Origin of the sequence: Actinomadura rugatobispora (assembly GCF_042656285.1) — a bacterium.
GTDB lineage: Bacteria > Actinomycetota > Actinomycetes > Streptosporangiales > Streptosporangiaceae > Spirillospora > Spirillospora rugatobispora.
Genome location: NZ_JBHSON010000005.1, coordinates 134,447 through 160,812, shown reverse-complemented (window position 1 = coordinate 160,812; position 26,366 = coordinate 134,447). Strand labels below are relative to the sequence as shown.

Below are 26,366 nucleotides of genomic sequence, written 5' to 3'. Positions count from 1 at the left end.
GACGCCGCGCGCCACGGCGACCGCCTCGATTTCCAGGAGCCGGGATTCGTCGTAGATACCGGTGATGATGATGGAGGCCGGGCCGTGGTCGCCGAGGACCTCGTGGCGGATCCGGGAATTGGCTGCGTGCGGCTACAGGGGACGCAGGACCATGATGACTTCGTCTCGGGTGCCATTCTTTCCCGGGCAGACGGACTTGGGCCATCGGCCCACTTCCCGCCAGCCGAGCCGTTCGTAGAAATGCTCCAGGCCGAGTCCGCCGCGTGCGGCGAGCTGGAGCCGTTCCAGTCGCATCTCCTCGCGGGCGATGTGGTGGAGGCGGCGCATGAGGGCCGTCCCGACGCCGCGCTTGCGGTGGGACGGCAGGGTCTGCAGGAGGTTGACGCTGCCCCAGTGCGCGATCCGGGGGTTGGGGTCGCGGCTGAGGGCGACCCACCCGGTGAGGGCGGCGCCGCAACGGGCGACGAGGAGCCGTTCGCGATGGGGGTGCAGGCGGGTGATGAGGGCGTCCATGACGGGGGCGACGTTGTGGGCGTGGACGGGCGGGAACGGGAAGCCGGCTTCGCCGTCGCCGTTGGTCACTCGGGTCCAGCAGTCGATGAGGCCCCGGCGCAGCGCCGGGGTGACGTCCGAACGGTCGGTGAGCTGGATCAGGTCGGTCATTCGGGGGCCGCCTCTCACGCTGTTGATCTGATGATCCCCGCGCGGAAGGCGTTAGAAAATGGGCGATTTGACCGTTTTCGGCTTTGGGGCCGGTGCTGTGCGCGCAACGGGACGACCCTAAGGTCAAGGGGTCGGCGGGGACACCGCGATTCGTCGTTCGGGAGGGTCAGTGAAGGCTGGGAACGCAACGGACGGCGGACCCGCCCACGCCCCGGAAGAACCCACCGTCCCCGACGGCCCCACTGCCCCAACCGCCCCAGGCGAACCCATGGGTGGGCTGGGCGGGCCCACTGTTCCGCGCATTCTGTTGGGGGCGCGGCTGCGCCGCTTCCGGGAGGCGCGGCGGATTCCCCGTTCCAGGGCCGCCCATGCCATCCGGGCCAGCGACTCCAAGATCAGCCGCATGGAGCTGGGCCGCTCCCCGTTCAAGGTGCGGGACGTGGAGGACCTGCTCACCCTGTACGGGATCACCGAGGCACGCGAGCGGGAGTCCCTGCTCCAGCTCGCCCAGGAGAGCAACAGGCCGGGATGGTGGTACGGCTACAGCGACCTGATCTCCACGGGCACCGACCACTACCTCGGCCTGGAGGTGGCCGCCTCGCTCCTCCGGGTGTACGAGCTGCAAGTCGTCCCCGAACTCCTCCAGACGAGGGACTACGCGCGGGCCGTCACCAGGCTCAGGCAGCCCCGCACCCCCGATCTGGAGGTCGAGCGCTGGGTCGACCTGCGGATCGAACGCCAGGAGCTGTTCCTGAAGGCCGGCGGCCGCAAGCTCTGGGCCCTCCTGGACGAGGCCGTCCTGCACCGCGCCTGGGGAGGCGCCGAGGTCATGCGCGGGCAGCTGGAGCGGTTGCTCGAACTGAGCGAATCGCCCGAGGTGACCCTCCAGATCGTCCCGTTCACCGCCGTGACGGCCCTCGGCGTGGGGGGCGCGTACACGGTGTTCCGCTTCGCCGAGGACGACCTGCCCGACGTCGTCCACCTGAACCAGGCGACCGGCGAGTACTACATGGACAAGCAGGAGGACGTCGACCGCTTCGTCCACGAGTGGGGCCTGCTCTCCGGAGACGCCCTCCCCCCGCACGAGAGCCAGGCCCTGCTCTACGAGACGCTCGCACGCTCGTAGCGCAGAGGCTCGCAGGTAAAGGATGCGGGGGACCGGAAGTTTCGCGGGGCGGGTGGAGTTATGCCTAGAACGGCTCTAGGGGCTAGGTCCCCTCTCTTTGGGGGCTTTCCCCGATAGCGATGAGTTCGCCGGATCGTCAGAGTCTTACTTAGCGGCAGGGGCTTGGAGACCCCCCACCGACGGAAGAAGGCACACGATGTCGCACACGCTGAGCCCCACCTCGATGAGCACCTCCGACCTGGCCCAGATCCTGTTCGCCTCCCCGCTGCAGGCATCGGGACGTCCCACGCCCGAGCAGGTCCGGGCCGCGATCGACGCGCGGTTGTGCGCCTGCGGAGGCGACCACGCGCCGTGCGCCGCGTACGTGGCGCAGGAGGCCGGCGATCACCCCGAGGCGTACACCGTCCGGATGCGCTGGGCCCTCCATGCCATCGCCCTCGCCTTTCCCGCCTACACCACCGCCGCCTAGCCCTCGTCGTACCGTGCGCAGAGGAGGCGACCCAGATGCGCTCCCGATACGCCGACAAGCCTGAAGAGTTCACCGACAGGCGCGAAGAGATCGTGCCGCGTTCGCTTGAGCAACTGCTCCTGGCCGATGACCCGCAACGCAAGGATCGGCCCCGGCGGCGCAGGCCACGCAAGACCACGGCCCGGCGGAGGCGCGTCTAGCCCCCGCGGACGCGTCGTGCGTTAGTGGCTCTTCTTGCGCTTCTTCTTCTTGGAGTCGCCGCCGGACTCCCACTCGTACCCGGGGGTGTTCTTCTCGCAGAAGCTGTCGCTGACCACGGTGTCGGTCGCGTCATGCTCACACCAGCGGTCCTGCGAGCACGAGGTCACCCCCAGCCCCGAGACGAGCACGACGGCCGCGACCAACGTGGATGAGGTCCTGGGCATGAACGATCACCCTTCCAGAACGGGGAGCGCGTGAACGGGACCGGCTGAGATTAGCCCACCCAGGCCCGGCCCCATAGGGCGCCCCTGGGAAGTCCCGGTACCGGAACGGTGAACCGACCGCGGGGACAGACCCGGATATCGGGCCGCAAACCCCGACCGGTCCCGCTTCATCGCGATCACGCAGTGTGCGGGGACCGTGGCGAACTATGCTTGCGCCGTGAGCGACAATCCGGCGCGGGAAAACGGGGGCCCGACCCCGGCGAACGAAGCGATCACCAGCGCCGATCCCGCGCCGCCGCGCCCCGTCCGGGAGTACCGCATCGCCGAGCTCGCCCGGGCCGCCGGACTCCCCGTCCGCACGCTGCGCTACTACCAGGAGCGCAGGCTGCTGCCCCCGCCGCGCCGCGCGGGCCGGATCGGGCTGTACTCCGAAGACCACCTCGCCCGCCTCCGCATGATCGCGAGCCTGCTGGAGCGCGGCCACACCCTGGAGGGCATCCGCGAGCTGCTGTCGGCCTGGGAAGAGGGCCGCGACATCGAGGCCGTGCTCGGCGTCGAGCAGGCCGTGACCACCCCCTGGTCCACCGAGACCCCCGTGACCCTGACTCTGGACGAGCTCGCCGCGCTGTTCCCCGGCCAGGTGAGCACGCGATCGGTCGAACGGGCCGTGCGCCTGGGGCACATCGAGATCGACGGCGACCGCGTCACCCACTGGAGCCGCCGCCAGCTGGAGGCCACCGTGACGCTGGTCCAGGCGGGCGTGCCGCTCGAGGAGGTGCTCTCGGCCAGCCAGGAGCTGCAACGGAGCATGGACGACCTGGCGGCCGTGTTCGTCCGGCTGATCACCAGGCATGTGGTCGCGCGGATGGCCGAGCAGGACCTCGCCGGCCTCACCGACGTGCTGGCCCGGCTGCGCCCCGGCGCCCAGGTCGCGGTGGAGGCGGGCTTCGCCCGCGCCATGGACCGCCAGGTGAGAGCCGAGATCGACCGGGTGCTCGCCCGGCTGGCCGCCCCCTCCGAGCCCAGGCGCCCCTGACCTCCGGCCTTCCGCGGTCAGCGCCGCCGAGCGGGCGTCGGCATCGAGACCGCACCGTCATACTTGAGGGCATGGTCGACGAAGAGCGCTGGAAGGCCCGGTTCCGTGCCGCGCGGGTGAGCCTGCCCGGCTGGGCCCTGGACGCCCCGCACCGCAGCACCTACCGGTCGAACGTCACCGGCACCTGGGAGATCTACGCCTGGGACCGCACGACCGGCACCCGGCGGCAGGTCACCGACCGTCCCAACGGCACGTGGATGGGCGGCGTCGACCCCACCGGTGAGTCGATCTGGTGGTTCGCCGACACTGACGGCGACGAGTTCGGCATCTGGCGGCGCACACCGTTCGGCGCCGCGGACATCGCCGGCGCCGACGGCTCGGGCAGCGATCCCGCCGTGCCGGGCCTGGAGCCGTCCTACCCGTCCGGGCTGGCCCTGGGGTCCAGCGGGCTCGCGCTCGTCGGCCGGACGACCGAGAGCGGCAACACCGTCCACCTGTGCCGTCCCGGGGCCGCCCCGGAGACGCTGTACGAGCACGCCGAGGACGCGCACGTCGCCGCCCTCTCCCGCGACGAGACCCTCGTCGCCATCGGCCACAGCGAGCACGGCGACAGCCGCCACATGGCCCTGCGCGTCGTCCGCCCCGACGGGACCGCGGTCGCCGACCTGTGGGACGGCCCCGGCAAGGGCGTGTACGGCGCCGGCTTCTCCCCCGTCGCGGGCGACCCCCGGCTGCTGGTCGGCCACGAGCGCCGCGGCCGCGACGAGCTGCTGATCTGGGACCCGGTCGCGGGCACCGAGCAGGAGATCGTCCTCGACCTGCCCGGCGAGATCGGCGCCGACTGGTACGCCGACGGCTCCGCGCTGCTGGTCTCCCACTCCCACGAGGCCCGCGACGAGCTCTACCGCTACGACCTGTCCGGCTCCGGCGCCGGCTCCCTCACCCGCATCGACACGCCCCGCGGCGTGATCGGCGGCGCCACCGCCCGCCCCGACGGGACGGTCGAGTTCTCCTGGTCGTCGGCCGCCGAACCGCCCGTCGTGCGGTCCACGTCCGGCGCCGTGGTGCTCACCCCGCCCGGCCCGACCGCCCCGCCGTCGGTGCCCGTCGAGGACGCCTGGGTGGACGGCCCCGGAGGCCGCGTCCACGCGCTGGTCAGCAGGCCGGTCGAGGGGGAGGGCCCGTTCCCGACGGTGTTCGACGTCCACGGCGGCCCGACCGCCCAGGACCAGGACTCCTTCGTCCCGGCCGCCGCCGCCTGGATCGACCACGGCTTCGCCGTCGTCCGCGTCAACTACCGGGGCTCGACCGGGTACGGCTCGCAGTGGCGGGACGCCATCGAGGGCCGCGTCGGGCTCACCGAACTGGAGGACATCAAGGCCGTCCGCGACTGGGCGGTGTCGTCCGGCCTGGCCGACCCGTCCCGCCTCGTCCTCACGGGCGGCTCCTGGGGCGGGTTCCTGACCCTGCTGGGCATCGGCACCCAGTCCGACGACTGGGCCGTGGCGGTCGCCGCCGTCCCCGTCGCCGACTACTTCGCCGCCTACGAGGACGAGATGGAGGGCCTCCAGGCCTTCGACCGCTCCCTGTTCGGCGGGTCGCCGGAGGAGGTCCCGGAGCGCTACCGCGAGTCGTCCCCGCTGACCTACATCGAGAACGTGAAGGCGCCCGTCCTGATCCTGGCCGGGGAGAACGACCCGCGCTGCCCCATCCGGCAGATCGACAACTACCTCGGCAAGCTCACCGAACTGGGCCGTCCGCACGAGGTGTACCGGTACGACGCCGGCCACGGCTCCCTGGTCGTCGAGGAGCGGATCAAGCAGATGGAGGCCGAGATGACCTTCGCCCGCAAGCACCTCGGCCTCACCTGACGTGCCGTGAGCACGACCGGCGGGCGGGGTCGCGTCAGGCGCGGACGTCGCGGATGATGTCCACCAGCTCCCGCGTCACCGACTTGAAGCCGGGCAGCCGCGACATCGCGACCATGCGGTTGACCAGCGGCACGGTGCGGTCCACCAGGAGGTAGGTCTTGCGGCAGCCGGGGGAGCTGTCGTGCACCCAGTACAGGACGATCCCCATGGAGTAGAGCCACAGCAGCTCGGGAAGCTCCTTGCGGAACTCCTCGTCGATCTTCAGGGTGGAGCCGTCCACGACCTCGCGGTAGATGGCGACGGCCGCGGTCCGCGCCGGACCCGCGTCAGCGCTGAACGGGTTGAGGGGGCTGGTGGGCTCGGCCGCGAACTTGAAGAACTTCCCGGCGAACTCGTGGTACGGCACCATCGTGTCGACCCGGGCCTTCAGCACCCCCATCAGCCGCGCCGCGAACTCCCGTTCGGTGTCGAGGACGGCCCGGCAGGCCTTGACGTGGTCCTCCTGGAGCTCGTCGTAGTAGGCCTGGATCAGCTCCTCCTTGGAGCCGAAGTAGTAGTAGGCGTTGCCGACCGAGACCCCGGCCTCCTTGGCGATCGCCCGCATCGTCGTCGCCTCGTACCCGCGCTCGCGGAAGAGCCGCAGCGCCGTCTGCACGATCAGCGCACGCGTCTGCTCCGACTTCACCGCCTTGGTCTCGGTCACGTAGGCCACCCTAAGGCGCGGAAGCTCAACTTGTTCGCGCCCCGCCCCGCCGCTCCCGGGCGCCCGAATCCCAAATGACCTCACCGGGCCGTCCCCCAGCACAACGACGTCCGAGGCCGGTCGATCGCCTTGACGACAAGTCACTGGACGTCAACGGCCGAGCAGACAACGCCAACGGCCAAGGCGACCGCCTCAACGATCAACCGTCCGCGCTGACGCCCAGGCCGCCACCCCCGCGCCCCAAGAAGTCTCGACGACCCGTCGCCAGCGCCAAAGGGCCAAACCCCGCCGCCCACCGCCGATGGCCAAGCGCCCTCGCCAACGGTAGGGCGCCTTCGCTTCAACGGTTGGGGCATCGACGACGACGGGCGGCGCCGGGGGGTCAAGGCCCCCGGCGACGGCCGGGCGCTCGTCGACGATCGGTGGCCGGCGTCAGCGGCCGGTGCCGCCGTAGACGACGGCCTCGACCTGCTCGGCGTCGAGGTCGAACGCGCGGTGGGCGGCCGCCACCGCGGTGTCGATGTCGTCCTGGGCGACCACCACCGAGATCCGGATCTCCGAGGTGGAGATCATCTCGATGTTGACGCCCGCGTCGGCGATCGCGGAGAAGAAGGACGCGGTGACGCCCGGGTGTGAGCGCATCCCGGCGCCGATCAGCGAGACCTTGCCGATCCGGTCGTCGTAGCGCAGCGACTCGAACCCGATCCGGTCCTTCACCTTGTTCAGCGCGGTGAGCGCGGTCTGCCCGTCGGTGGCCGGGAGGGTGAAGGAGATGTCGGTGCGGCCGGTGGAGGCGGCCGAGACATTCTGGACGATCATGTCGATGTTGATCTCGGCCTCGGAGAGCACCGTGAAGATCGAGGCGGCCTCGCCGACCTTGTCCGGGACGCCCACCACGGTGATCTTGGCCTCGCTGCGGTCGTGCGCGACGCCGGAGATGATCGCCTGTTCCATGTTCTGGTCCCTCTTGCCCTCGATATCGCTGCTGTCGACGACCCAGGTGCCCTCCTTCTGGCTGAAGGAGGACCGCACGTGGATCGGGATGTTGTAGCGGCGTGCGTACTCCACGCAGCGCAGGTGCAGGATCTTGGCCCCGCTGGCGGCCATCTCCAGCATCTCCTCGTAGGAGATGCGGGGGATCTGGCGCGCGGCCGGGACGATCCGCGGGTCGGCGGTGAAGACGCCGTCCACGTCGGTGTAGATCTCGCACACGTCGGCGTCCAGCGCCGCGGCCAGCGCGACCGCGGTGGTGTCGGAGCCGCCGCGCCCGAGCGTGGTGATGTCCTTGGTGCCCTGCGAGACGCCCTGGAACCCGGCCACGATGCAGATCGAGCCCTCGTCCAGGGCGGTGCGGATCCGGCCCGGCGTGACGTCGATGATCTTGGCTTTGCCGTGCGCTCCGTCGGTGATCACCCCGGCCTGGGAGCCGGTGAACGAGCGGGCCTCGTGGCCCAGGTTGGCGATGGCCATGGCCAGCAGCGCCATGGAGATCCGCTCCCCGGCGGTGAGCAGCATGTCCAGCTCACGGACCGGCGGGAGCGGGCTGACCTGCTTGGCCTTATCGATGAGGTCGTCCGTCGTGTCACCCATGGCGGAGACCACGACGACGACGTCGTTCCCCGCCTTCTTGTTCGCGACGATGCGCTGGGCGACCGCCTTGATGCGCTCGGCATCGGCGACGGAGGAGCCACCGTACTTCTGCACGACAAGAGCCACGAGTGGGCGCTCCTCGGATAGGGGTCTGGCGTACCGCGGTCGAGTCTACCGAGGTGACTCGAATGCGTTACGACCAGGTAACTCCACGACTTTGATCACGCTTGATCGAGTATGCCCCGCAAAACCGCGAATATCCGGACTCGCTCCGGTCAGAGCGGCGCCCGGCCGGCTCGGAGACCGCCCGGGCACGTACGGGCCGCGGCCGCGCACGACGCGCCGCCGCCGACCCCGTCACCGCGTCAGAGGACGCCGGCCGCCTCCGTCGCCGCCGTGGCCTCGTCGGCGACGTCCAGGCGGGCGCCCGCGATCACGGCGTGCAGGGCCCGGAGCGCGGCGCCGGCGTGGTTGCCCCAGTGGTTGAAGTAGGAGTACTGCCACCACCACAGCGCCTCCAGCGGACGGTCGTGCTGGTAGTGGCGCAGTCCGTGGACCAGGTCGCTGGCGACGTCGACGAGGTCGTCGGAGAGCCGGTAGGACGTCGTCTCGTCGTCCTTGTACGGGTCGAAGACCTCGGTGTACTCGTCCACCCCGATGAGCCGCTCGGACAGGCCCTGCCGGATCTCGTCCAGGTCCGGGTCCTCGCCGACCTCCGGCTCCCAGTTGTCCGGAAGGATCACGTCGGCGCTGGCGCCCAGCTGCGCACCGGCCAGGATGACCTGCGACACCTCCAGGAGCAGCAGCGGCACGGTGTGGCGGCCGCCATCGCCCCGGGCGACGGCCTCGAGCCCGTTGAGATAGTTCTCCACATGGCGGGCCACCCGCTCGGCGAGGGCGTTCCAGTCCTGTGGGCTGTTGGAGTCAGACATCGAGCAGCCTCCGTCCTTCGAATGCGCGGCCCAGCGTCACCTCGTCGGCGTACTCCAGATCCCCACCCACCGGCAGGCCGCTGGCCAGGCGGGTGACGGTCAGCCCCATGGGCTTCACGAGACGGGCGAGATACGTCGCGGTGGCCTCGCCCTCCAGATTGGGGTCCGTGGCGAGGATCAGCTCGTTCACGGTGCCGTCGGCGAGTCGCTGCATCAGTTCCCGGATGCGCAGGTCCTCCGGGCCCACGCCCTCGATGGGACTGATCGCCCCGCCGAGCACGTGGTAGCGGCCGCGGAACTCCCGGGTCTTCTCGATGGCGACGACGTCCTTGGACTCCTCGACCACGCAGATGACCTGGGGGTCGCGGCGCGCGTCCCGGCAGATCCGGCACTCCTCCTCCTCGGCGACGTTGCCGCAGGTCTTACAGAAACGGACCTTGTCCTTGACCTCCTTGAGCGCCTTGGACAGCCGTTCGACGTCGGCGGGATCGGCGGCGAGGAGGTGGAAGGCGATCCGCTGCGCGCTCTTGGGGCCGACGCCGGGCAGCCTGCCCAGTTCGTCGATGAGGTTCTGAACGACCCCTTCGTACAACGGTCCCTTCCTTTCACGCTAGGCCGTCGATGGGTGACGACGACCGACCACGATACGACTCCCGGCGCGGTGACGGTATGGTCCGCTCACCTCACGGTGACTTGCGGACGGCCTGTCCGGCCTGCCGGAACGGCCGATCCGTCCAGGCACCGGGCCGTGTCCGGCTCCGACGGAAGATCAGCTCCCCGGCTTCCCGGCGCCGCCCTGCTCCTCCGGGCCCTCGCCGCCTTCGTCCTCCGAACCGCTCGGCCCGCCGGGGCCACCGGGCGCACCGGGCGCACCGGAGCCGGGCAATCCTGGGAATCCGGGCATGCCCGGGAGGCCGGAGATGTCGGGCATGCCGGGGATACCACCCCCTCCGGCACCACCGAGCCCCGGAAGCCCGCCACCGAGCGCGGCGAGCGGCGCCATCGCCGACTGCTGCAGCTCCTGTACGCCTCGTCCGGCGTCACGGATGGCCGCGAGCACCAGGTCGGCCAGGGTCTCGGCGGTATCGGCCGGATCGTCGGGATCGATCGTCTTCGGATCGATGGACAGACCGGTCACCTCGCCCTGGCCGTTGACCGTCGCGGTGACGAGCCCACCGCCCGAAGTGCCCGTCACCTCGGCCTCCGCGAGCTCTTGCTGCGCGGTGAAGATCTTCTGCGCCTGCTGCAGGAGCTCCTGGAAGTTCACCTGACCACCGGGTTCCACGGCGTGCTCCGTTTCCTCTCGCCCCCGAAGGGCCCCGTACTCGGCGGATCCGCCGACCATCGCGTCTGTCTTCCCGAGACTACGGGTTTCGCCCGCGTTCCGGTACGTGCCGACTCCGTATCCAGAATCCCACGCGCCCCCGTCGCGGAACGGCGCTGCTCCAAGGCACGCACCCCCGATGATCTCGCCCGACACGCCCGGACCAACCCCAAAGGACTCCTGCGCCGGCACCCCCGCCCGCTTAGGGCGCGGGCTATCGGTGCTGCCCCCTGCCCGTGCCCAATGGCGCCGCTCAGGGGGTTCAGGGTCGGGCGGCCTTCAGGAGTTGTCGATCTCGCGGATGATCTGGCCGCCCAGCTCCCGCTGGATGAGGGCCATGCCGCTGGCCTCGGCTTCCGCACCGTCCGCGTCGGCGTCGCCTTCCGGGTCGACCTCGTCACTCTCGTCCACCGGCGAGGGCTCGGGCGGTGGCGGAGGCTCGTCGGGCGGCGGAGGCCCGGGGTCGGGGTCCTGCCGTACGGGACCGGCCCCTCCTTGCCCCGCTCCCGGGACGGAGGCCGCGGACGCCCCGTGCACTTGCGGTGCGCCGGACGGCTCCGGTTGCGCTGCCGGCTGACCGGGTCCGGGACGCGAAGGCTCGGGCGCGGAGGCCCCGCCCCCGCCGAATCCGGACGCCGACGCGGGGGCCGCTCCGAATCCACCGCCCCCGGGACCGCCCGATCCGCCGGGCCTGCCCGCCTGCCGACCGCCCGAACGCCCGCCCTGACCGGCGGGCATCGCACCGCCGAGCACGGTGTCGATCCTCCATTCGACGCCCATCCGCTCCCGGAGGACCTCGCGGAGCACCACGTCCCGGCCGCCGTTGGTGAAGTTGGTCCGCGCCCCCTCCGCCTCGAACGACAGGGTGAGGAGGTTGCCGTCCAGCGAGATCGGCCGGACGCCCGACATGATCGCCATCCAGGCGACCCGGCTCTTCTGCTTGACGGCCTCGACGATGTCCGGCCAGTACCGCTGGACGGCCGAGACGTCCGCCCCGCCCTGCGAGGGCGCCGGCGGGGCCGCTGGTGCCGACTGCTGTACCGCCGGGGCCGGGGCTGGCGCCGGGGCCGCTGGACGTGGCGGCGCGGCCGCCTGAACTGCGGCGGGCTGCGGCGCCGATCGGGGGGCTTCCTGCGGACGGGCGGCGGCTGCGGGCCCGGCATCGGCCGGGGCGCCCCGGCCGGCGTCCCCGCCCGGCCGGTTATCCACAGAACCCCGTTCGCCTTCCCCGCCCCCGCCACCACGCTCGACAATCGAAGACGAGCCGGACGGCCCCGCCTGCGGCACCGGAACGTCCGCGAACGCCGGCGCCGGCCCGCCGCCCGCAGGGCCACCGCCACCGGCTCCGGCGAACCCGCCCTGCGCCGCCTGGCGCTCCAGCCGGTCCAGCCGGGCGAACATCGACGCCTCGTCCTCGTACGCGGCGGGAAGGAGGATCCGTGCGCAGATCAGCTCCAGCAGCAACCGCGGCGACGTCGCCCCGCGCATCTCCGTCAGCCCGGTGTGCAGCAGGTCGGCGGCGCGCGTCAGCTCTCCCGGCCCCATCGACGCGGCCTGCCGCCGCATCTGCTCCAGCTCGTCGGGCGGCACGTTCAGGAGCCCGGTCCCGCCCGCCTCCGGCACGTTCGACAGGATCACCAGATCCCGGACGCGCTCCAGCAGGTCGGCGGTGAACCGGCGGGGGTCCTGCCCGCTCTCGACCACCCGGTCGATCGCGGCGAACACGGCCGCGCCGTCACGGGCGGCGAACGCCCCGATCACCTCGTCCAGCAGCGCCGAGTCGGTGTAGCCCAGCAGCGACACGGCCTTGGCGTAGGTGATGCCCTTCTCGTCCGAGCCGGCCAGCAGCTGGTCCAGGATCGACAGGGTGTCCCGCGCCGATCCCGCGCCCGCCCGTACGGCCAGGGGCAGCGCCGCCTCCTCGTACGGGACGTCCTCCGCCCTGAGGATCTCCTCGACCAGGTCCTGGAGCACGCCCGGCGGGATCAGCCGGAACGGGTAGTGGTGCGTCCGGGACCGGATCGTCCCGATGACCTTCTCCGGCTCGGTGGTCGCGAACACGAACTTCAGGTGCGGGGGAGGCTCCTCCACCAGCTTCAGCAGCGCGTTGAAGCCCTCCCGGGTGACCATGTGCGCCTCGTCGATGATGTACACCTTGAAGCGCGCCGAGACGGGCGCGAAGAACGCGCGTTCCCGCAGGTCACGGGCGTCGTCGACACCACCGTGGGAGGCGGCGTCGATCTCGATCACGTCGATGTGGCCGTTGCCGGTGGGGCCGAGCGCGACGCAGGAGTCGCAGCTTCCGCACGGCTCGGGCGTGGGCCCCTTCTCGCAGTTCAGCGAGCGGGCCAGGATCCGGGCACTGGACGTCTTGCCGCAGCCCCGCGGACCGCTGAAGAGGTAGGCGTGGTTGATCCGCCCGTTCCGCAACGCCTGCTGGAGGGGCTCTGCGACGTGCTCCTGCCCCTTGAGCTCGGCGAACGTCGCTGGCCGGTACTTGCGGTACAGAGCCAGGGTCATCGGGGGTCCGCCCTCCTCGAGAAGCAGAGCGTCAGAAAGCACAGTGTCGCCTTAAACCAAGGGACCCCCCGCACACCCGCCAGAGCCTGCTTATCCTTGCTGCCTTCCGGCCCTGGGGAGGTTCACAGGGTGACGCCGTGCGAGGGGTCTGCCCCGAGTCTATGGCATCCGCGGCCCCGGGTTTGCACGGTTGCCACGTCCGCCCCAGATCGACTCACGTAGGCTCCGGCCCTATGCCCGCCCCCCACCGCTCGTCCCCCCAGGAAACGCTCCTCCACATCGCCGAGCGCCACCACTGGGAATCCGCCCGCGACACGGGTGTGTCGTACACCATGTCCACCCTGGGCCGCACTTTGGACGACGAGGGCTTCATCCACTGCTCCGCCGACCTCGCCCAGGTCGAGGGCGTCCTGTCCCGCTTCTACAAGGACATCGACCGCACGACCCTCGTCCTCCTGGTCATCGACCCCGCCCAGCTCCCGGCCCCCGTCCGCCACGAACCAGCCGACGGCCAGCTCTTCCCCCACGTCTACGGCCCGATCCCCCTCTCGGCCGTTATTGATGTCCGGTCAGTCCTCGAGAACCGGTAAGCTCTCCTGCGGAGGATTCGCCTAGTGGCCTAGGGCGCACGCTTGGAAAGCGTGTTGGGTTCACGCCCTCGCGAGTTCGAATCTCGCATCCTCCGCCAGCGTGAACAGGCACAACGCCGGGCGGTTCCCACAGCGGAGCACCCGGCGTTCTGCGTTTGGTCTCCTTCGCCGTCGGATCGGCCCGAGATCCAGATCAGCCTGCCCAGGCGCTGTGCACGGCCCCGGTGATGTGCTGGTGGCGAGCGGCCCATCGCCCTGGTGGACGAGCCGATCACTCCCATGACGCCTCGCCAGCCCTTAGGCGCCATCATGCAAAGGCGTTTCGGGCAACCGCGCGCTCCTGGGCGTGGCCGCGGCCGCGCTGACCGTCATCATCGGCCTCGACGCCTGGGCCCTCAACCGGCAGCGACGCACCTCATCCACGGTGTACGGCTCGACCTCAGATTCGCTGCCCGCCGTGCCTTGGCGAGCGCAGCGGGGTTCCTGGTGCCTTCCGGAAGCACGGCTTGCGATCGCCCGTCGCATCGCGGCACCGCCCTGTTATGCGAAGTCACCGAATCCGCCTCCAGGAGATCAAGGCGCCACCTCCGGCGGCGTAGGCCGGCCACCCCAGCCGGGCGCTCGCTCACCACGCCTCCGGCCCGGCGTGGGGTCGGCTACCCAGCCCCACGTGCCCCTGGGGCGCCTCCCGTCACCAATGATTCAGCGCGTGGTCGCAGGTCTACCCAGGCGAACAGTCGCACCGGAGGGATTCACATGCTGCAAAGGAAGACTGCCGTGATCTACGGAGCCGGCGGATCCGTTGGCCGGGCCGTCGCACGTGCGTTCGCCGAGAACGGGGCGTGCGTCCACCTGGCCGGTCGAAACCACTCGGCTGTCCAAGCCCTGGCGGACGAACTCACAGGCTCCGGGCTCAGCGCGTCCGCCGCTGCACTCGATGTCACCGACGCCGTCGCCACCGGCGAGCACGCCCGGTCTGTCGTGGACGTCGATGGCCGCATCGACATCGCCTTCACAGCCGTCACCTATGACGAGGTACAGGGGACCCCTCTTCACGAGTTGCCGGTCGACGACGTCGAGCGCACCCTCTCCGTCGCCGCCCGGTCCCACATGCACACGGTCCAGGCAGTGGCACCCCACATGATCAAGCAACGCGACGGCGTCGTCCAGACCATGGTCGGATATGGGCCGCCCCACCCCCTCATGGGATCGACGGCGCTGGCGTGGCAGCTCGTCGAAGCCATGTATCGCCAGTACGCCGTCGAACTGGGCCCATCGGGAGTGCGAGTCCAATGGTTCCGGACCGGCGGGTTCCGCGAGTCGATCGTCGACGCCCCCGACTACGGCAGCACCTACGCCGGTGACACGTCCACGCCCGAGCTGCTGGCATCCCTGGACGAGGCGACCGCCCTGGGGCGCGTGCCATCCGTCAACGACGCGGGATCATTCGCCGCGTTCGCCGCCAGTGCTGCCGGACGATCCCTGACCGCCGCCGGGTTCAACATGACGTCCGGCGCCGTCTCGGACAAGACCACCCGACCCGGCACCGCGCGGAGACAGGGGAAGTGCGGGCTGGTGATCTCCTCATGGCGCGCCGAGACGGCAGCCAGACACTGGCGGCGGCCTAGCTCGGCGGCATCGCCCGGCCGGAGCCCCGCCAGGCCCGTCAGCGCCCGCGCCGCGCCGGCGAAGACCATGCCGCCGAGCATGCGCTCGACGAGCCGTACCCACCGCCCCGTCAACGCTGACCTCCCGCGGCCGACGGCTCCTGAGGTCACGACTCGGGACCGCCGGGCCGCCGGTCTGGTGCCCCTCCGAGCGGTCCTGAGCGACCGCCCCCAAAACCCCTGCCTCCCCGGCCCCTAGAGGCATGAGCGCGGTGTGGTGCTCAGCAGCACGGTGACGGGCCGCCACGCCCAATGGCATCCGGCGCCCGACCCGCCAGCGCGCGGCGGCTTGGCGCAGGCGCGCGAGCTCGGAGGCATCGCCCGGCGGCGACCGGGAGTCGGCCCAACCTGCGGCGTTTCGCGACCTACGCCCTGCGCCCGGCTTTTGAAGCGGCCGCTGCGCGCACGACCTAGGCGGTGGGGAAGCTTCGCCGGGGCTCTGGGCACGGTCAAGCAGCGTGTGGGGGCCTTTGGCCTTGCGCAGCCGGTCGGAGGTAGGACGTTCGAGCGGAGCGGTGCGATGGGGTGTGGGTCGGGTGGGGTTTCCGCTGCGTGACCGGTTGCGGGTTCCGTGTCTTGGGGGTGACGGGGACGGCTGATGGGGAATGGTGGGGCTCGGAGGACCGGCCGGGGGGGGAGTGAGATGGACGGACCGCGCGGGAACGGCGAACTGTGCCTGGTGACGGGGGCGACCGGCTACATCGGCGGACGACTCGTGCCCGAGTTGCTGGAGGCCGGGTACGCGGTGCGCTGCCTGGCGCGGTCGCCCGAGAAGCTGCGCGACCATCCGTGGGCGCATCGGGTGGAGGTCGTGCAGGGTGACGTGACCGACCCCCAGTCGATGGCGGTGGCGCTGAAGGACGTCGCGGTCGCGTACTACCTCGTCCACGCGCTCGGCAAGGGTCCGGAGTTCGAGGCCACCGACCGTCGCGCCGCCGAGATCTTCGCGGCCTGCGCCGAGGAGGCGGGCGTGCGCCGGATCGTCTACCTGGGCGGGCCGGTGCCCCCTGAGGAGGCGGACCAGGAGTTGTCCCCGCATCTGCGGTCGCGCGCCGAGGTCGGGCGGATCCTGCAGTCGTCGGCCGTGCCGACCGCGGTGCTGCGGGCCGCGATGATCATCGGGTCGGGGTCGGCGTCGTTCGAGATGCTGCGGTACCTGACCGAGCGGTTGCCGGTGATGGTCGCGCCGCGGTGGGTGCGGACCCTGGTGCAGCCGATCGCGGTCCGGGACGTCCTGCGCTACCTGGTCGGATGCGCGTCCCTCCCGGCCGAGGTGGATCGCGGGTTCGACATCGGCGGCCCGGACGTCCTGTCGTACCGGGACATGATGCAGCGGTACGCGTGGGTCGCCCGGCTGCCGCGGCGCCTGATCCTGCCCGTGCCGGTGCTGACGACGCGGCTGTCGAGCCTGTGGGTGGGGCTGGTGACGCCCGTGCCGCCGGGGATCGCCCGGCCGCTGGCCGAGTCGCTGCGGCACGAGGTGGTGTGCCAGGAGAACGACATCACCCGGTACGTCCCGGATCCGCCCGAGGGGAGGGTCGGGTTCGAGCGGGCGGTGGGGCTGGCGCTCCAGAGGATCCGGGAGGCGGACGTGAGCACGCGCTGGTCGTCGGCGTCCGTGCCCGGCGCCCCCAGCGACCCGCTCCCGACCGACCCGGGCTGGGCGGGCGGCAGCCTCTACGCCGACCGTCGCGCGCGGGTCGTGGACGCGACGCCCGGGGAGCTGTGGCGGGTCATCGAGGGGATCGGCGGGGAGAACGGCTGGTACTCGTTCCCGCTGGCCTGGGCGGTGCGGGGCTGGATGGACCGGTTGCTGGGCGGGGTGGGGCTGCGGCGCGGGCGGCGGGACGCGGCGCGTCTGCGGGCGGGCGACTCGCTGGACTTCTGGCGGGTGGAGGAGATCGAACCGGGTCGGCTGCTGCGGCTGCGCGCGGAGATGCGCCTGCCCGGGCCGGCGTGGCTGGAGTTGATGATCGGACGCGACGCCCGGGGCCGGACGGTGTACCTGCAGCGGGCGGTGTTCCATCCGCACGGGCTGGCGGGGCACGCGTACTGGTGGGGCGTCTCCCCGTTCCACGCGGCGGTCTTCGGCGGCATGGCGCGCAACATCGCGGCGGCGGCCGAACACCGTCCGGGCGGGGGCGCGTAGCGTTACACGGAGGCCAGGTCCGGGCGGTGGACGTGCCGCCGGGGCGTGTCCCGGACGGTGCCGCAGAGGGCTCTGATCAGTGACTTCGCGGTTGACCGGACGCACCGGCACGGGTGACCCGGCCGGTTGCGCCGTCTTCTCTGGCCCCACCAGACGCCGTAGACTCAGAGGGTGATCTTCAAGGCGGTGGGTGACGGGCGGCCCTATCCGGAGCACGGCCTGACGCCCCGTGACTGGGCCAAGATCCCGCCCCGCCAGGTCCGGCTGGACCAGCTCGTCAGCACCAAGCGGGAGCTGGACCTGCAGTCTCTGCTGGCCAAGGACTCCACGTTCTACGGCGACCTGTTCCCGCACGTCGTCCTGTGGCAGGGCGAGCTCTACCTGGAGGACGGCCTGCACCGGGCGCTCCGCGCCGCCCTCCACCAGCGGCTCGTCCTGCACGCGCGCGTCTTCGACATGGACGCGGGCCGCCCGAACGGTTAGCCGAGCGCGTTCCGGCCACCGGCGGCCGATCCCGCGGGGACGGCCGCGGGGACGCCCTTGGGCTCGATCAGCTTCTCCACGCCCTCCTCGCGGCGGGGTGGGCCCGTCCGGACGAACGCGGGGCGGGCGGCGAGCAGGCCGAAGATCAGTTCGGGGACGACCAGGGCCAGTAGCAGGCCGAGCGACACGTCCCAGTTCCCGGTGGCGCTGTGCAGGAGGCCGACGGCCAGCGGTCCCAGTCCGGCCAGGAGGTAGCCGCCGCCCTGCGCCATACCCGACAGTCGCGCGGCCACCAGCGGGGTCGGCGAGCGGAGGGTCAGCAGTGTGAAGCCCAGCGGGAACGCGCTGCCGGTGGCCACGCCGAGGATCGTCACCCACACCCACGCGGGCTCGGGGAACAGCAGCAGCCCGGTCAGGCCCACCGCCATGATCGCCGCGATGCCGACGATGAGGGGCCGCTGGTCGCGCATCCGGGCGGCCACCACCGGGGCCAGGAAGCCCAGCGGGATACCGATGATCATCATGACCGAGACCATGCTCCCGGCGGCGGCGGGCGGCTGCCCGTGATCGCGCATGATCTCCGGCAGCCACGACATGAGGACGTAGAACATCAGCGAGGCCAAGCCCAAGAACGCGGTGACGTGCCAGGCCAGCGGCGAACGCAGCAGCGACCCGTGCCCGCGCTCCGCCCCGGCGGACGCCCCGTCCCGGACGGGCGTCGCGTCCTCGCGGCGGCGGCCCCTGAGGGCCAGCGGGCCCCAGGCCAGCGCCGCGAACAGCGAGGGCACGGCCCACACGGCCAGCGCGACCCGCCAGCCGGCCGCGTCGTTCAGCGGGACGGCCAGCCCGGCGGCGATCGCGCCGCTGGTGGCCATCAGCATCATCGCCATGCCGGTGAGCGACCCGACGCGGCGCGGGAACACGCGCTTGACCACCGAGGGCGTCAGCACGTTGCCCATCGCTATGCCCGCGCCCGCGAGGACCGTCCCGGCGAACAGCGCCGCCCGCGACGGGACCACCCGGAGCACGATCCCGGCCGTGATCAGCAGCAGCGAGAGCGCGATCGCGGGCTCGGCGCCCAGCCGCCGCGCCAGGAGGGGCGCGAGGTAGGCGAACAGGCCCAGGCACAGCACGGGCAGCGTGGTGAGGACGCTGACCTCGACCCCGGACAGCCCGAACACGTCCCGCAGGTCGGCGAGCATCGGCGAGATGCCGGTGATGGCCGCCCGCAGGTTGACGGTCAGGAGGATCAGGCCGAGGAACGTCCACGCGGCGGTGGCACGGCTGATGTTCGGTGATGAAGCAGTCATTTCGCCTTCGTCGGCGCCCGCGCGACCGGGCAGGAGAGCAGGGGAACAGGTATCGGGGACGGGATGGGGCCGGGGCCGGGCTCCGCCGGGCGTGCACGCCCGCGGGATCAGCGGCTCGTGGTGGACGACGAGCCGGCGGGCCGGCGGCGCACGTGGTCAGGCGCCTGGAACGGTCCCGACGAACGGGCCGGGCCGGAACGGCGGAACGGCGGAACGGGCCGGGAGGCCGTCAAGAAGGAGCCGGTGCGGCCTGGGTGGCCGGCGGACGCGTCTCCGTGGACCGGAGGATCTCGTCCAGACAGGTGTGCGTGGCCTGCGCCGCGGCCTCCGCGTCGCCCGCCTCGATCGCGGCGGCGATGGGGCCGTGCGGGACGTCCGAGTGCCGCAGCAGGGTGCCCGCGGCCCCGATGCTGGCCCGCAGCACGGCGCTGAAGTCGCGGTAGAGCTCGATCAGCACCCGGTTGTGGGTGGCCTCCACGACCGCCGTGTGGAACTCCAGGTCGGCCTCCACGAACTCGGCGTGCGCCCCGGCGGCCCAGGTGGCGTCCCGCCGGGCGAGCGCGTCGCCGATCGCGGCGATGTCGGCCTCAGTACGGCGCGCGGCCGCCAGCCGGGCGGCCTCCACCTCGAACCCGCGCCGCACCTCGAGGATCTCGACCAGTTCGGCGGTCTGCAGCCGCCGCCGTACGGCGCCGGACAGCTCGCTGGTGGCCCGCACGTAGGTGCCGTCGCCCTGGCGGCACTCCAGCAACCCGGCGTGGGTCAGTGCCCGTACGGCCTCGCGGACGGTGTTGCGGCCGACGCCCAGGCTCTCGGCGAGCGCGGGCTCGGGCGGGATCTTGGCCCCGACCGGCCACACGCCCGTCGCGATCTCACCCCTGAGCTGGTCGATCACCTGCTCGACCAGGGACGAGCGGCGGGCTGTGCGCAGAGTCAAGACTCCCCCTCGAACGATCACGGCGGCAGGACGGCGGCGGCCGATTCCACCAATCATCCTACGTTTACATGTTAGGACCACCGCTGCCGTGGTTATATTCCGGCCCTGCCAAAGAAGCCGGTCACGCCTTCACCGGACGAGGGCCAGGTCGCCCTGAGCTCGGCCCTCTCCCCGACTCGCCTGGGCTCAGTTTCGCCGCAGCTTGCCGGGCTCAGACCCGTGCCAGGTCGCCTTGGGCTCAGGCCGTGCCGGGTCGGCCCGGCTCAGACCCGTGCCAGATCGTCCGGGGTTCGGCCATCCCCGGGGTGCCCCGGGCTCAGAACGGTCGAGGTCATTGAGCCGGGCTCAGACTCGGCCCAGGTCGCAGTCGGCGGTGTGGGCGCGGGCGGGGCGGAGTCCGGCGGCCTCTAGGGCCTGGCGGTACGCGATGGTGGCGCCCTCGGTGTCGCCGGCGAGTTCGAACAGCTCGCCCAGTTCCCTGAACAGTTGGGCGGCCTGCCGGCCGGGGGTCAGCCGCTTGAGGTCACCGTCGGCGGCGCGCAGGACCACCAGGGCGGCCGTCGGGTCGCCCTGGGCCAGCCGTGCCCGTGCCAGGACCATGCGTGCCTGCGTGGTCTTGCGCACGCGGGCGGCCGGGTCGACTCCGGGGTGGGCCGTCACATGGGCCGGGATGTTGGCCGTGGGCGCGGCCAGGGCCATGCCGGTGTCGAGGAAGTCCTCCAGCATGGCGGTCGCCTGGTCGGGACGGCCCACGAGGACGAGCGCGCGGGCCTTCTCGATGGTGCTCTCGGTGGCCTCGAAGCCTTCGAGGACGGAGGTGCCCTCAAGGAGTTCGATGGCCTCTTCGGCGGCCGTCGCGCGCGCCCCCTCGTTCCGCTGCCAGCCGGGGCCCGCGGGACGTCCCAGGAGCACACCGCCCACGGGCTGCTCCTCGTCGCCCTTCTCCAAGGGGGTGGCGAGGTCGAGTTCGTGGCCGAACGGGGCGACGCCTCGCAGGAGGGCCTTGGCCCCGGCCAGGTTCAGGCGGGCCTGGGCGAAGGCGGGGCTCGCTCCGCTGTACGCGGCGAGCGCCTGGTCGGCCAGGTAGAGGGCGTCCCCCACCGCGCCCTCGCTCAGCGCGCGCGAGCTGGCCTTCTGGTAGCCGTCGGCCGGTTCCGTGTACTCCGCGGGCTCGTCGGGGGTGGTCTCCCTGGGCGCCAGCATGCGCCGTCCCAGCGCGTGGGCGCGGACGGGGTCGGACCGGTCCACGTACGCCAGGAGCAGGATCCGCCCGACCTCGGTGTACTCGTGGCCCACGCCGAGGCCCAGATGGCGCAGGCGGTTGAGGGCGCGTTCTCCCAGCGCGACCGCCTGGCCGAGGTCGCCGACGGCGTGGTAGCAGCGGGCCAGCGCGATCACCGGGGGCAGCCAGCTCGTCCGGCCCGGGTCGCGTTCGGCCTGCTCGCGCAGCTCCTCGAACAGGGTGATGGCGTCGTCGGTACGGCCCAGCTCCTCCAGCGCGCGGGCGCGGCCCCAGCGGGCGCGGGAGGTGAGGTCGGGATCGTCGCTGCGGGCGATCACATCGTCGAAGCCGGCCTCCGCCGTGGCCGGGTCACCGGCCAGCAGCGCCAGGTGCGCGTGCCTCTCCCGGACCTCCAGGTGGGCGCGCTGCTCCGGCTCGACGCCCTCGGCGAGGTACTCCGGGGTGCAGCCGAGCCGTTCGGCCAGCATCCGCAGGACGGTCGGCGTGGGCGTCCGCTTTCCGGACTCGATCAGAGAGATATAGCTGTCGGAGAGGTCGTGACCGGCGAGTTGCGCCTGCGACAAGCGTCTGGTCAGGCGCAGGTTGCGGACACGTTCGCCGACGTTGCCTGGACCCGGCATGTGGACTCACTTAGCGGAAGTAATCAGGCGGCTGGGGTGCCGACATGATTGCACATTGCGGGTTAACACACATCGAGAGTAAAGAAGCGGCACGGGTGGCGATCACCTGGCCGGCTCCGGCCCCCATGCCCTTCACCGGTGTGCGCCGCCGATCCCGGGACGCCGTCGGGGCCCCGGGATCACCCGCGCGCTCAGGGGATCTTCCTCTTACCGTAGCCGGTCACGTGCCGATCGGTCGGCGATGCCCTAAATTCGCGTAGACCGAGCCCGAAAATCCCTACAAACCCGCCATATCACGGCAGTTGCTACCGTCGAGTACGGCCGAACCCGGCCGACTTTCACCCCCGAACCACCCCAGAACGACCCGAGGCGGAGCGGGAGCCGGGACGGGGATCAGTCGTCGGAGGGGTTCTTGTTGGGGAAGATCATCTCGCAGACCTCGAGGTACAGCTGCTCGGGGTAGGGCAGGTAGTCCACCGTGTCCAGCGCCTGGTCCTGACCCGCGGACTCCAGCACGAAGTCCCCGTACCCGAGCATCCGGCCCATGATCGTCCGCCGGAAGCTCATGTCGGTGACCTTGGCCAGCGGCATCATCGCGACCTTGCGGGTGATGAGCCCGGTGGTCAGCAGCATCCGCTGGTTGGTGATCACGAAGTAGTCGACCGACCACTCGGCCACCCGCCAGACGAACCAGGCGAGCAGGATCAGCCAGCCCCACCAGATCCAGCTGGTGGCCTGGGTGACGGTGTTGCTCAGCACGCCGGCGACGATCAGCCCGGCCAGCACCAGGCCGACCGGCAGCATCAGCACGGCGGGATGCCGCCGCACCGTGATCACCTGGTTCTCGTGCGGCAGCAGGTACTTGTTCACCGACGCCGGCGCGGAGTCGCCGGGGGTCACCAGCCTCATCCCGACCCCCTCAGGCCAGCGTGTTGACGAAGGTGACCAGGGAACCGGCGACGGAGGCGAGACCGTCCGCCGCGTCGTTCAGCGACCGGGTCGCGCGGTCGGGCTGGCTGACGACATAGAACGCCACGAAGGCCGCGGCAGCCCACGTGATGTACTTCTTGGCGGGCACGGCTGCCTCCCGGAGCATGATGACCCACAGACCCCACGCCAGTCTCGCACAGCCCCGATGTGCCGCAAAGTAAGGGCTATGGAGCGTTGCCGAGGGTCGAGCGCGGCGACCGCCGGCGCTTCTCGGCGGCCACGACCGCCAGCACCTGCAGGTGCTTGCGGGCGATCCGTTCCACCAGGTCCGGCGCCGCGCCCCCCGTGACCTCCTGCGCGCCGTGCCGCGCCGCGGCGACGCAGCGCTGCACCGTCTCGGGCGGGTGCACGCCCGCGAACTCCTCGGTGAGACGGTCGCCGACCTCTTCGTAGCCCGACAGCCGCTGGTTGTCCCCTTGGTGAGCCATCACGTGTCCTCGAGCCTCGCTCGCACCGCCCCGGTCCTCGCGGTCCCCAGTTGCCAGGGCGGCGGAGGGGAACGATCACTGCGTTCCGTAGCTGCTTATTACCCACCGTGACCCATCCGCGAACATCGCACCTTCTGGGCTTGGTCAAGAGTCGGTACGGTCCGTCGCAAGTTCGGCGTCAACGCAGGTGAGAGGAACTATTCGTCCCAGTGCGGACTCTGGGGCCGGGGCGCGGCCCGTGCGGCGGCCACGGGGACAGAAGAGAAGAAGCCGTGTGAGTGGGATATGTCACACGGCTTCGGGAGAAGGGCGCAGGGCCGATGGGGCGATGGGACGTGCTCAGACCACCCCGTAGAGGCGGTCCCCCGCGTCGCCCAGGCCGGGCATGATGAAGCCCTGCTCGTTGAGGTGCGCGTCGATGGCGGCCGTCACGACCCGGATCGGCGCCTGCGTCCCCTCGAAGGCCTGCTCCATGTACATGAGCCCCTCCGGCGCCGCCAGCAGGCAGATCGCCGTGACGTCGTCGGCGCCGCGCTCGAACAGCAGCCGGATCGCGGCCGCCAGGGTGCCGCCGGTCGCCAGCATCGGGTCCAGGACGTAGCACTGGCGTCCGGAGAGGTCTTCGGGCAGACGCGTCGCATAGGTCTGCGCCTGCAGCGTCCCTTCATCGCGGATCATCCCGAGAAATCCCACTTCAGCGGTGGGGAGCAGGCGGGTCATCCCGTCCAGCATCCCCAGCCCGGCGCGCAGGATCGGGACGACGAGCGGCTTGGGGCTGGCGAGCTGGACCCCCTGCGCCGGCACCAGCGGGGTCTCCACGGTGACATCGGCGACCCGGACGTCACGGGTGGCCTCGTAGGCCAGCAGCGTGACGAGCTCGTCGGCCAGGCGGCGGAACGTGGGGGAGTCGGTGGTCACGTCCCGCAGCATGGTGAGCTTGTGCGCGACGAGCGGGTGGTCGACGGCAAGGGTCTGCATGCGCACACCGTACCCGCGCCCGATCATCCGGCCCGCACCCCAGGCCGCGGCCCCGGAACGCGTCCGTCAAGGCCACACAAAGCCGACAGGAGGATAGGAGTCCGCCCTGCGGGGCACGATGCCGTTATGACCCGAGATCGCGACCAGCAGCCGAGACGCGCGGCGTCGGCCGATGACGCCTTCCTGGAGGTCACCGGAGCGCTGGCGAGAAACGAGGGAGCGCGCGCCAGGGACGCCGCGGCCGGCGGCGGAGACGAGGAGGACCGGGCGGCGCCGGGCGCGGCCGCCGGGGCCCCGTCCCGCGACCGCACCGCACGCCCGTGGACACCCCCCGAGGACTCCGAGGAGGCGGCGGAGGGCGCGCACGATGCCACCGAGCCGGCCGTGTCCCCGGAGGAGGTCCGCGACCACCTCCGCCGCCGCGCGATCTTCCTGCGCGAACTGGCCGAGGCGCGCGAACTGCGCCGCCGCGTGACCCCGCACCGCTCCCGCCGCGCCCGGATCCACGCGGCCCTCCGTCGCCGCACCTTCCGGATTAACTGATCAGGAATCGAGTAGATTCGTCCGCGGCGCCCAGAAGGCGCTGTCGGCTCACCTCACGGACGGTCACGAGGGCCAGTTTGGCGGTGGGGGACACGAGGGCGCGCCGCATCTGCGACCATGCCCTGGCAGGAACCGCGCCGGTGGGGTGGAAATGACGGATGTGGACGCGACGGACTTCGCCGTCGTGGTGTATCGGGAGGACGAACGCTGGGAGGCGGAGGTCCTCCCCGTCGCGCTGACCGAGGACCTGGACGGGCTGATCCACGCCCTCCGCCAGCAGCCGAGCCTGGGCGGCACCATCGGGCTGGTGTCGGTGGGCGACGACTTCTTCGTCGCGATCCGGCTGCTCGGCGACGAGGTGATGGTCTTCCTCTCCGACGTGACCGCGTCGGTGGACTGGCCGCTGGCCGGTCAGGTGCTCGATCATCTGGACATCCCGATCCCGGAGGACGAGGAGCTCGACCAGGTCCTCCCGGTGGGCGACATGTCGATCTTCGCGGAGCTGGGCCTGGACGAGATGGAGCTCGGCGCGATCTCCGGCGACCTGGAGCTCTACCCGGACGAGATGCTGCTGAGCATCGCCGGCCGCGTCGGCTTCGCCCCCGCCTTCGAGCGGGCGCTGGACGCCATCGGCTGATCACCCCCGCCCGGTCCCGGACAAGGGGTGTGACCGGGGCGATCTCGTGGGTCACAATGAGCTGGTGTCCTACTTCGCCGCCGTCTTCGCCCGGACCCCGCAGGGGTGGGTGGGGACCGAGGCCGTGCTCGCGGAGGCCGAGGGCGTCGACGACGTCGCCGACCTCATGCGCGAGGCCGCCGTGGAATCGTACGGCGATCCGGTGCTGCTCCTGATCGAGCAGGACGACGACTGGTTCGCCGTTCTCCGCCTCGACGGGGAGAACGAGCCGAGGGCCTTCATCTCGACCGTCCGCGAGGACGGGCTGGGGGGCCTGTTCTACCAGCTGGTGGGCGAGGCCCCGGACGGCGACGTGGGCGGCGACCCCGAGCTGCTGGAGGATCTCGGCGTCGACGGCAAGCGGCTCGCCGACCTGGGCGAGCGGGCGCTGCCGGGGGACGCCCTGCTGACGGTCGCCGAACTGGCCGGGTTCGGCGAGGAGTTCGACCGGCTCCGTGACTGAGATCACTCCCCAGGGCACCGCGCACCGTCCTCCGGCGGGCGGCGGAGCGGTCGAGGCCGAGTTCGGCGGGCCGATGCGGCTGGCACTGGACGAGGCGCGGCGGGCCGCCGAGTCGGGGGACGTTCCGGTCGGCGCCGTCGTCCTGGACGCGTCCGGCGCGGTCATCGGGACCGGCCACAACGACCGCGAGCGCTCCGCCGACCCCACCGGCCACGCGGAGATCGTCGCGATGCGCGCCGCGGCCGCCGCACGCGGCTCCTGGCGCCTGGACGGCTGCACGCTGGTGGTGACCCTGGAGCCGTGCACCATGTGCGCCGGGGCCGCCGTACAGGCCCGCGTGGACCGCATCGTGTACGGAGCGATCGACCCCAAGGCGGGCGCCGTGGGCTCGCTGTGGGACGTCGTACGCGACCGCCGTCTCAACCACCGTCCCGAGGTCATCGCCGAAGTGCTGGCGCAGGAGTGCGGCGCGCTCCTCGTCGAGTTCTTCGCGCACCGCAGAGTCGGGTAGGCTTCCCCGCGGTGGTGTCGCCTAGTGGACGAGGGCGCACGCCTCGAAAGCGTGTGAAGGGCAACCTTCCGTGGGTTCGAATCCCACCACCACCGCCATTCTGAAGCGCCCCTGCCGTG

General features: G+C 71.7%; 26 protein-coding genes, 2 tRNA genes, 1 other RNA gene and 1 pseudogene. 14 read left to right on the top strand and 16 right to left on the bottom strand.

Features of this window, described 5'->3' with window-relative positions:
• Nucleotides 1-132: 132 nt before the first annotated feature.
• Entirely contained in the window at nt 133-663 is a 531-nt protein-coding gene (locus ACFPZN_RS05345; protein ID WP_378280654.1) for a GNAT family N-acetyltransferase, read from the bottom strand.
• Between the two features lie 307 nt (nt 664-970).
• Between ACFPZN_RS05345 and ACFPZN_RS05340 the strand changes: the two genes are divergently transcribed.
• A complete protein-coding gene (locus tag ACFPZN_RS05340) occupies nt 971-1,789 on the top strand; it encodes a DUF5753 domain-containing protein (RefSeq protein WP_378280653.1) in 819 nt (272 codons plus the stop codon).
• A gap of 196 nt (nt 1,790-1,985) precedes the next feature.
• Nucleotides 1,986-2,258, top strand: coding sequence for a hypothetical protein (locus ACFPZN_RS05335; protein ID WP_378280652.1), 273 nt, complete (start codon nt 1,986-1,988; stop codon nt 2,256-2,258).
• Nucleotides 2,259-2,479: 221 nt separating this feature from the next.
• Here ACFPZN_RS05335 and ACFPZN_RS05330 read toward each other — a convergent pair whose 3' ends face one another.
• On the bottom strand, nt 2,480-2,683 hold the full coding sequence (locus ACFPZN_RS05330) for a hypothetical protein (protein WP_378280651.1): 204 nt from the start codon (nt 2,681-2,683) through the stop codon (nt 2,480-2,482).
• Nucleotides 2,684-2,900: 217 nt separating this feature from the next.
• Here ACFPZN_RS05330 and ACFPZN_RS05325 point away from each other — a divergent pair, with 217 nt between their 5' ends.
• The gene (locus ACFPZN_RS05325; RefSeq protein ID WP_378280650.1) at nt 2,901-3,719 is read left to right on the top strand and encodes a MerR family transcriptional regulator; all 819 of its coding nucleotides are present in this window, start codon (nt 2,901-2,903) and stop codon (nt 3,717-3,719) included.
• 71 nt (nt 3,720-3,790) lie between these two features.
• Complete coding sequence (locus ACFPZN_RS05320; RefSeq protein ID WP_378280649.1) at nt 3,791-5,590, top strand: S9 family peptidase; 1,800 nt, start codon at nt 3,791-3,793, stop codon at nt 5,588-5,590.
• A 34-nt stretch (nt 5,591-5,624) separates the two neighbouring features.
• On the opposite strand, the gene ACFPZN_RS05315 is transcribed toward ACFPZN_RS05320, so the two are convergent.
• The 7 genes and pseudogenes from ACFPZN_RS05315 to ffs all read right to left on the bottom strand — a co-directional run bounded on the left by ACFPZN_RS05315 (nt 5,625) and on the right by ffs (nt 12,811).
• Nucleotides 5,625-6,293, bottom strand: coding sequence for a TetR/AcrR family transcriptional regulator (locus ACFPZN_RS05315; RefSeq protein ID WP_378280648.1), 669 nt, complete (start codon nt 6,291-6,293; stop codon nt 5,625-5,627).
• Nucleotides 6,294-6,725: 432 nt separating this feature from the next.
• Complete coding sequence (locus ACFPZN_RS05310) at nt 6,726-8,009, bottom strand: aspartate kinase (protein ID WP_378280647.1); 1,284 nt, start codon at nt 8,007-8,009, stop codon at nt 6,726-6,728.
• Nucleotides 8,010-8,248: 239 nt separating this feature from the next.
• The gene (locus tag ACFPZN_RS05305; RefSeq protein WP_378280646.1) at nt 8,249-8,815 is read right to left on the bottom strand and encodes a DUF5063 domain-containing protein; all 567 of its coding nucleotides are present in this window, start codon (nt 8,813-8,815) and stop codon (nt 8,249-8,251) included.
• The gene (recR, locus tag ACFPZN_RS05300) at nt 8,808-9,407 is read right to left on the bottom strand and encodes a recombination mediator RecR (protein WP_378280645.1); all 600 of its coding nucleotides are present in this window, start codon (nt 9,405-9,407) and stop codon (nt 8,808-8,810) included. Before recR ends, ACFPZN_RS05305 begins: the two co-directional genes overlap by 8 nt.
• Before the next feature lie 336 nt (nt 9,408-9,743).
• Nucleotides 9,744-10,082: pseudogene (locus tag ACFPZN_RS05295) on the bottom strand (YbaB/EbfC family nucleoid-associated protein); the annotation flags it as partial.
• Nucleotides 10,083-10,418: 336 nt separating this feature from the next.
• Nucleotides 10,419-12,659 (bottom strand): DNA polymerase III subunit gamma and tau, encoded by a 2,241-nt coding sequence (locus ACFPZN_RS05290; RefSeq protein ID WP_378280644.1) that lies wholly within the window; start codon nt 12,657-12,659, stop codon nt 10,419-10,421.
• A gap of 56 nt (nt 12,660-12,715) precedes the next feature.
• Nucleotides 12,716-12,811: signal recognition particle sRNA small type (gene ffs, locus ACFPZN_RS05285), an RNA gene on the bottom strand.
• A gap of 81 nt (nt 12,812-12,892) precedes the next feature.
• On the opposite strand from ffs, the gene ACFPZN_RS05280 reads away from it, so the two are divergent.
• The 5 genes from ACFPZN_RS05280 (at nt 12,893) to ACFPZN_RS05260 (ending at nt 17,548) form a co-directional block, all read left to right on the top strand.
• Nucleotides 12,893-13,249 carry a DUF952 domain-containing protein gene (locus tag ACFPZN_RS05280; RefSeq protein ID WP_378280643.1) on the top strand — a complete coding sequence of 119 codons (357 nt, stop codon included), beginning with the start codon at nt 12,893-12,895 and terminating at the stop codon, nt 13,247-13,249.
• A 10-nt stretch (nt 13,250-13,259) separates the two neighbouring features.
• Nucleotides 13,260-13,347 (top strand) — tRNA-Ser (locus tag ACFPZN_RS05275).
• A gap of 658 nt (nt 13,348-14,005) precedes the next feature.
• On the top strand, nt 14,006-15,115 hold the full coding sequence (locus tag ACFPZN_RS05270) for an SDR family NAD(P)-dependent oxidoreductase (protein WP_378280642.1): 1,110 nt from the start codon (nt 14,006-14,008) through the stop codon (nt 15,113-15,115).
• A gap of 444 nt (nt 15,116-15,559) precedes the next feature.
• Nucleotides 15,560-17,065, top strand: a complete 1,506-nt coding sequence (locus tag ACFPZN_RS05265; protein WP_378280641.1) for an SDR family oxidoreductase — start codon at nt 15,560-15,562, stop codon at nt 17,063-17,065.
• Nucleotides 17,066-17,236: 171 nt separating this feature from the next.
• Nucleotides 17,237-17,548 carry a type II toxin-antitoxin system VapB family antitoxin gene (locus tag ACFPZN_RS05260; RefSeq protein WP_378280640.1) on the top strand — a complete coding sequence of 104 codons (312 nt, stop codon included), beginning with the start codon at nt 17,237-17,239 and terminating at the stop codon, nt 17,546-17,548.
• Here the strand turns inward: ACFPZN_RS05260 and ACFPZN_RS05255 are convergent.
• From ACFPZN_RS05255 to upp, 7 genes are all read right to left on the bottom strand, one after another.
• Nucleotides 17,545-18,858: a CynX/NimT family MFS transporter gene (locus ACFPZN_RS05255; RefSeq protein ID WP_378280639.1), complete on the bottom strand. Its 1,314-nt coding sequence runs from the start codon at nt 18,856-18,858 to the stop codon at nt 17,545-17,547. The two genes, ACFPZN_RS05260 and ACFPZN_RS05255, sit on opposite strands and share 4 nt — an antisense overlap.
• Nucleotides 18,859-19,087: 229 nt before the next feature.
• Entirely contained in the window at nt 19,088-19,795 is a 708-nt protein-coding gene (locus tag ACFPZN_RS05250; RefSeq protein ID WP_378280638.1) for a FadR/GntR family transcriptional regulator, read from the bottom strand.
• 345 nt (nt 19,796-20,140) lie between these two features.
• On the bottom strand, nt 20,141-21,658 hold the full coding sequence (locus tag ACFPZN_RS05245) for a helix-turn-helix domain-containing protein (RefSeq protein ID WP_378280637.1): 1,518 nt from the start codon (nt 21,656-21,658) through the stop codon (nt 20,141-20,143).
• 393 nt (nt 21,659-22,051) lie between these two features.
• Nucleotides 22,052-22,567 carry a PH domain-containing protein gene (locus ACFPZN_RS05240; protein ID WP_378280636.1) on the bottom strand — a complete coding sequence of 172 codons (516 nt, stop codon included), beginning with the start codon at nt 22,565-22,567 and terminating at the stop codon, nt 22,052-22,054.
• A 10-nt stretch (nt 22,568-22,577) separates the two neighbouring features.
• Complete coding sequence (locus ACFPZN_RS05235) at nt 22,578-22,736, bottom strand: hypothetical protein (protein ID WP_378280635.1); 159 nt, start codon at nt 22,734-22,736, stop codon at nt 22,578-22,580.
• Between the two features lie 76 nt (nt 22,737-22,812).
• Nucleotides 22,813-23,076 carry a three-helix bundle dimerization domain-containing protein gene (locus ACFPZN_RS05230; RefSeq protein ID WP_378280634.1) on the bottom strand — a complete coding sequence of 88 codons (264 nt, stop codon included), beginning with the start codon at nt 23,074-23,076 and terminating at the stop codon, nt 22,813-22,815.
• 339 nt (nt 23,077-23,415) lie between these two features.
• Entirely contained in the window at nt 23,416-24,054 is a 639-nt protein-coding gene (gene upp, locus ACFPZN_RS05225; protein ID WP_378280633.1) for a uracil phosphoribosyltransferase, read from the bottom strand.
• Nucleotides 24,055-24,180: 126 nt separating this feature from the next.
• Between upp and ACFPZN_RS05220 the strand changes: the two genes are divergently transcribed.
• The 5 genes from ACFPZN_RS05220 to ACFPZN_RS05200 all read left to right on the top strand — a co-directional run bounded on the left by ACFPZN_RS05220 (nt 24,181) and on the right by ACFPZN_RS05200 (nt 26,345).
• Nucleotides 24,181-24,597 (top strand): hypothetical protein, encoded by a 417-nt coding sequence (locus tag ACFPZN_RS05220; RefSeq protein ID WP_378280632.1) that lies wholly within the window; start codon nt 24,181-24,183, stop codon nt 24,595-24,597.
• 151 nt (nt 24,598-24,748) lie between these two features.
• The gene (locus ACFPZN_RS05215) at nt 24,749-25,234 is read left to right on the top strand and encodes a tRNA adenosine deaminase-associated protein (protein ID WP_378280631.1); all 486 of its coding nucleotides are present in this window, start codon (nt 24,749-24,751) and stop codon (nt 25,232-25,234) included.
• 64 nt (nt 25,235-25,298) lie between these two features.
• Entirely contained in the window at nt 25,299-25,736 is a 438-nt protein-coding gene (locus tag ACFPZN_RS05210) for a tRNA adenosine deaminase-associated protein (RefSeq protein ID WP_378280630.1), read from the top strand.
• A 73-nt stretch (nt 25,737-25,809) separates the two neighbouring features.
• Nucleotides 25,810-26,247: a tRNA adenosine(34) deaminase TadA gene (gene tadA, locus ACFPZN_RS05205; protein ID WP_378280688.1), complete on the top strand. Its 438-nt coding sequence runs from the start codon at nt 25,810-25,812 to the stop codon at nt 26,245-26,247.
• Nucleotides 26,248-26,257: 10 nt separating this feature from the next.
• Nucleotides 26,258-26,345, top strand: a tRNA-Ser gene (locus ACFPZN_RS05200).
• Nucleotides 26,346-26,366: the final 21 nt, after the last annotated feature.

Excerpts from the sequence above, each read along its gene's own strand:
- ACFPZN_RS05305 (WP_378280646.1), bottom strand. The coding sequence starts at position 8,815 with ATGTCTGACTCCAACAGCCCACAGGACTGGAACGCCCTCGCCGAGCGG.
- ACFPZN_RS05335 (WP_378280652.1), top strand. The coding sequence starts at position 1,986 with ATGTCGCACACGCTGAGCCCCACCTCGATGAGCACCTCCGACCTGGCC.
- ACFPZN_RS05290 (WP_378280644.1), bottom strand. The coding sequence starts at position 12,659 with ATGACCCTGGCTCTGTACCGCAAGTACCGGCCAGCGACGTTCGCCGAG.
- ACFPZN_RS05215 (WP_378280631.1), top strand. The coding sequence starts at position 24,749 with ATGACGGATGTGGACGCGACGGACTTCGCCGTCGTGGTGTATCGGGAG.
- ACFPZN_RS05330 (WP_378280651.1), bottom strand. The coding sequence starts at position 2,683 with ATGCCCAGGACCTCATCCACGTTGGTCGCGGCCGTCGTGCTCGTCTCG.
- ACFPZN_RS05280 (WP_378280643.1), top strand. The coding sequence starts at position 12,893 with ATGCCCGCCCCCCACCGCTCGTCCCCCCAGGAAACGCTCCTCCACATC.
- ACFPZN_RS05345 (WP_378280654.1), bottom strand. The coding sequence starts at position 663 with ATGACCGACCTGATCCAGCTCACCGACCGTTCGGACGTCACCCCGGCG.
- ACFPZN_RS05270 (WP_378280642.1), top strand. The coding sequence starts at position 14,006 with ATGCTGCAAAGGAAGACTGCCGTGATCTACGGAGCCGGCGGATCCGTT.
- ACFPZN_RS05220 (WP_378280632.1), top strand. The coding sequence starts at position 24,181 with ATGACCCGAGATCGCGACCAGCAGCCGAGACGCGCGGCGTCGGCCGAT.
- ACFPZN_RS05320 (WP_378280649.1), top strand. The coding sequence starts at position 3,791 with ATGGTCGACGAAGAGCGCTGGAAGGCCCGGTTCCGTGCCGCGCGGGTG.
- ACFPZN_RS05255 (WP_378280639.1), bottom strand. The coding sequence starts at position 18,858 with ATGACTGCTTCATCACCGAACATCAGCCGTGCCACCGCCGCGTGGACG.
- upp (WP_378280633.1), bottom strand. The coding sequence starts at position 24,054 with ATGCAGACCCTTGCCGTCGACCACCCGCTCGTCGCGCACAAGCTCACC.
- ACFPZN_RS05230 (WP_378280634.1), bottom strand. The coding sequence starts at position 23,076 with ATGGCTCACCAAGGGGACAACCAGCGGCTGTCGGGCTACGAAGAGGTC.
- ACFPZN_RS05245 (WP_378280637.1), bottom strand. The coding sequence starts at position 21,658 with ATGCCGGGTCCAGGCAACGTCGGCGAACGTGTCCGCAACCTGCGCCTG.
- ACFPZN_RS05265 (WP_378280641.1), top strand. The coding sequence starts at position 15,560 with ATGGACGGACCGCGCGGGAACGGCGAACTGTGCCTGGTGACGGGGGCG.
- ACFPZN_RS05240 (WP_378280636.1), bottom strand. The coding sequence starts at position 22,567 with ATGAGGCTGGTGACCCCCGGCGACTCCGCGCCGGCGTCGGTGAACAAG.
- tadA (WP_378280688.1), top strand. The coding sequence starts at position 25,810 with ATGCGGCTGGCACTGGACGAGGCGCGGCGGGCCGCCGAGTCGGGGGAC.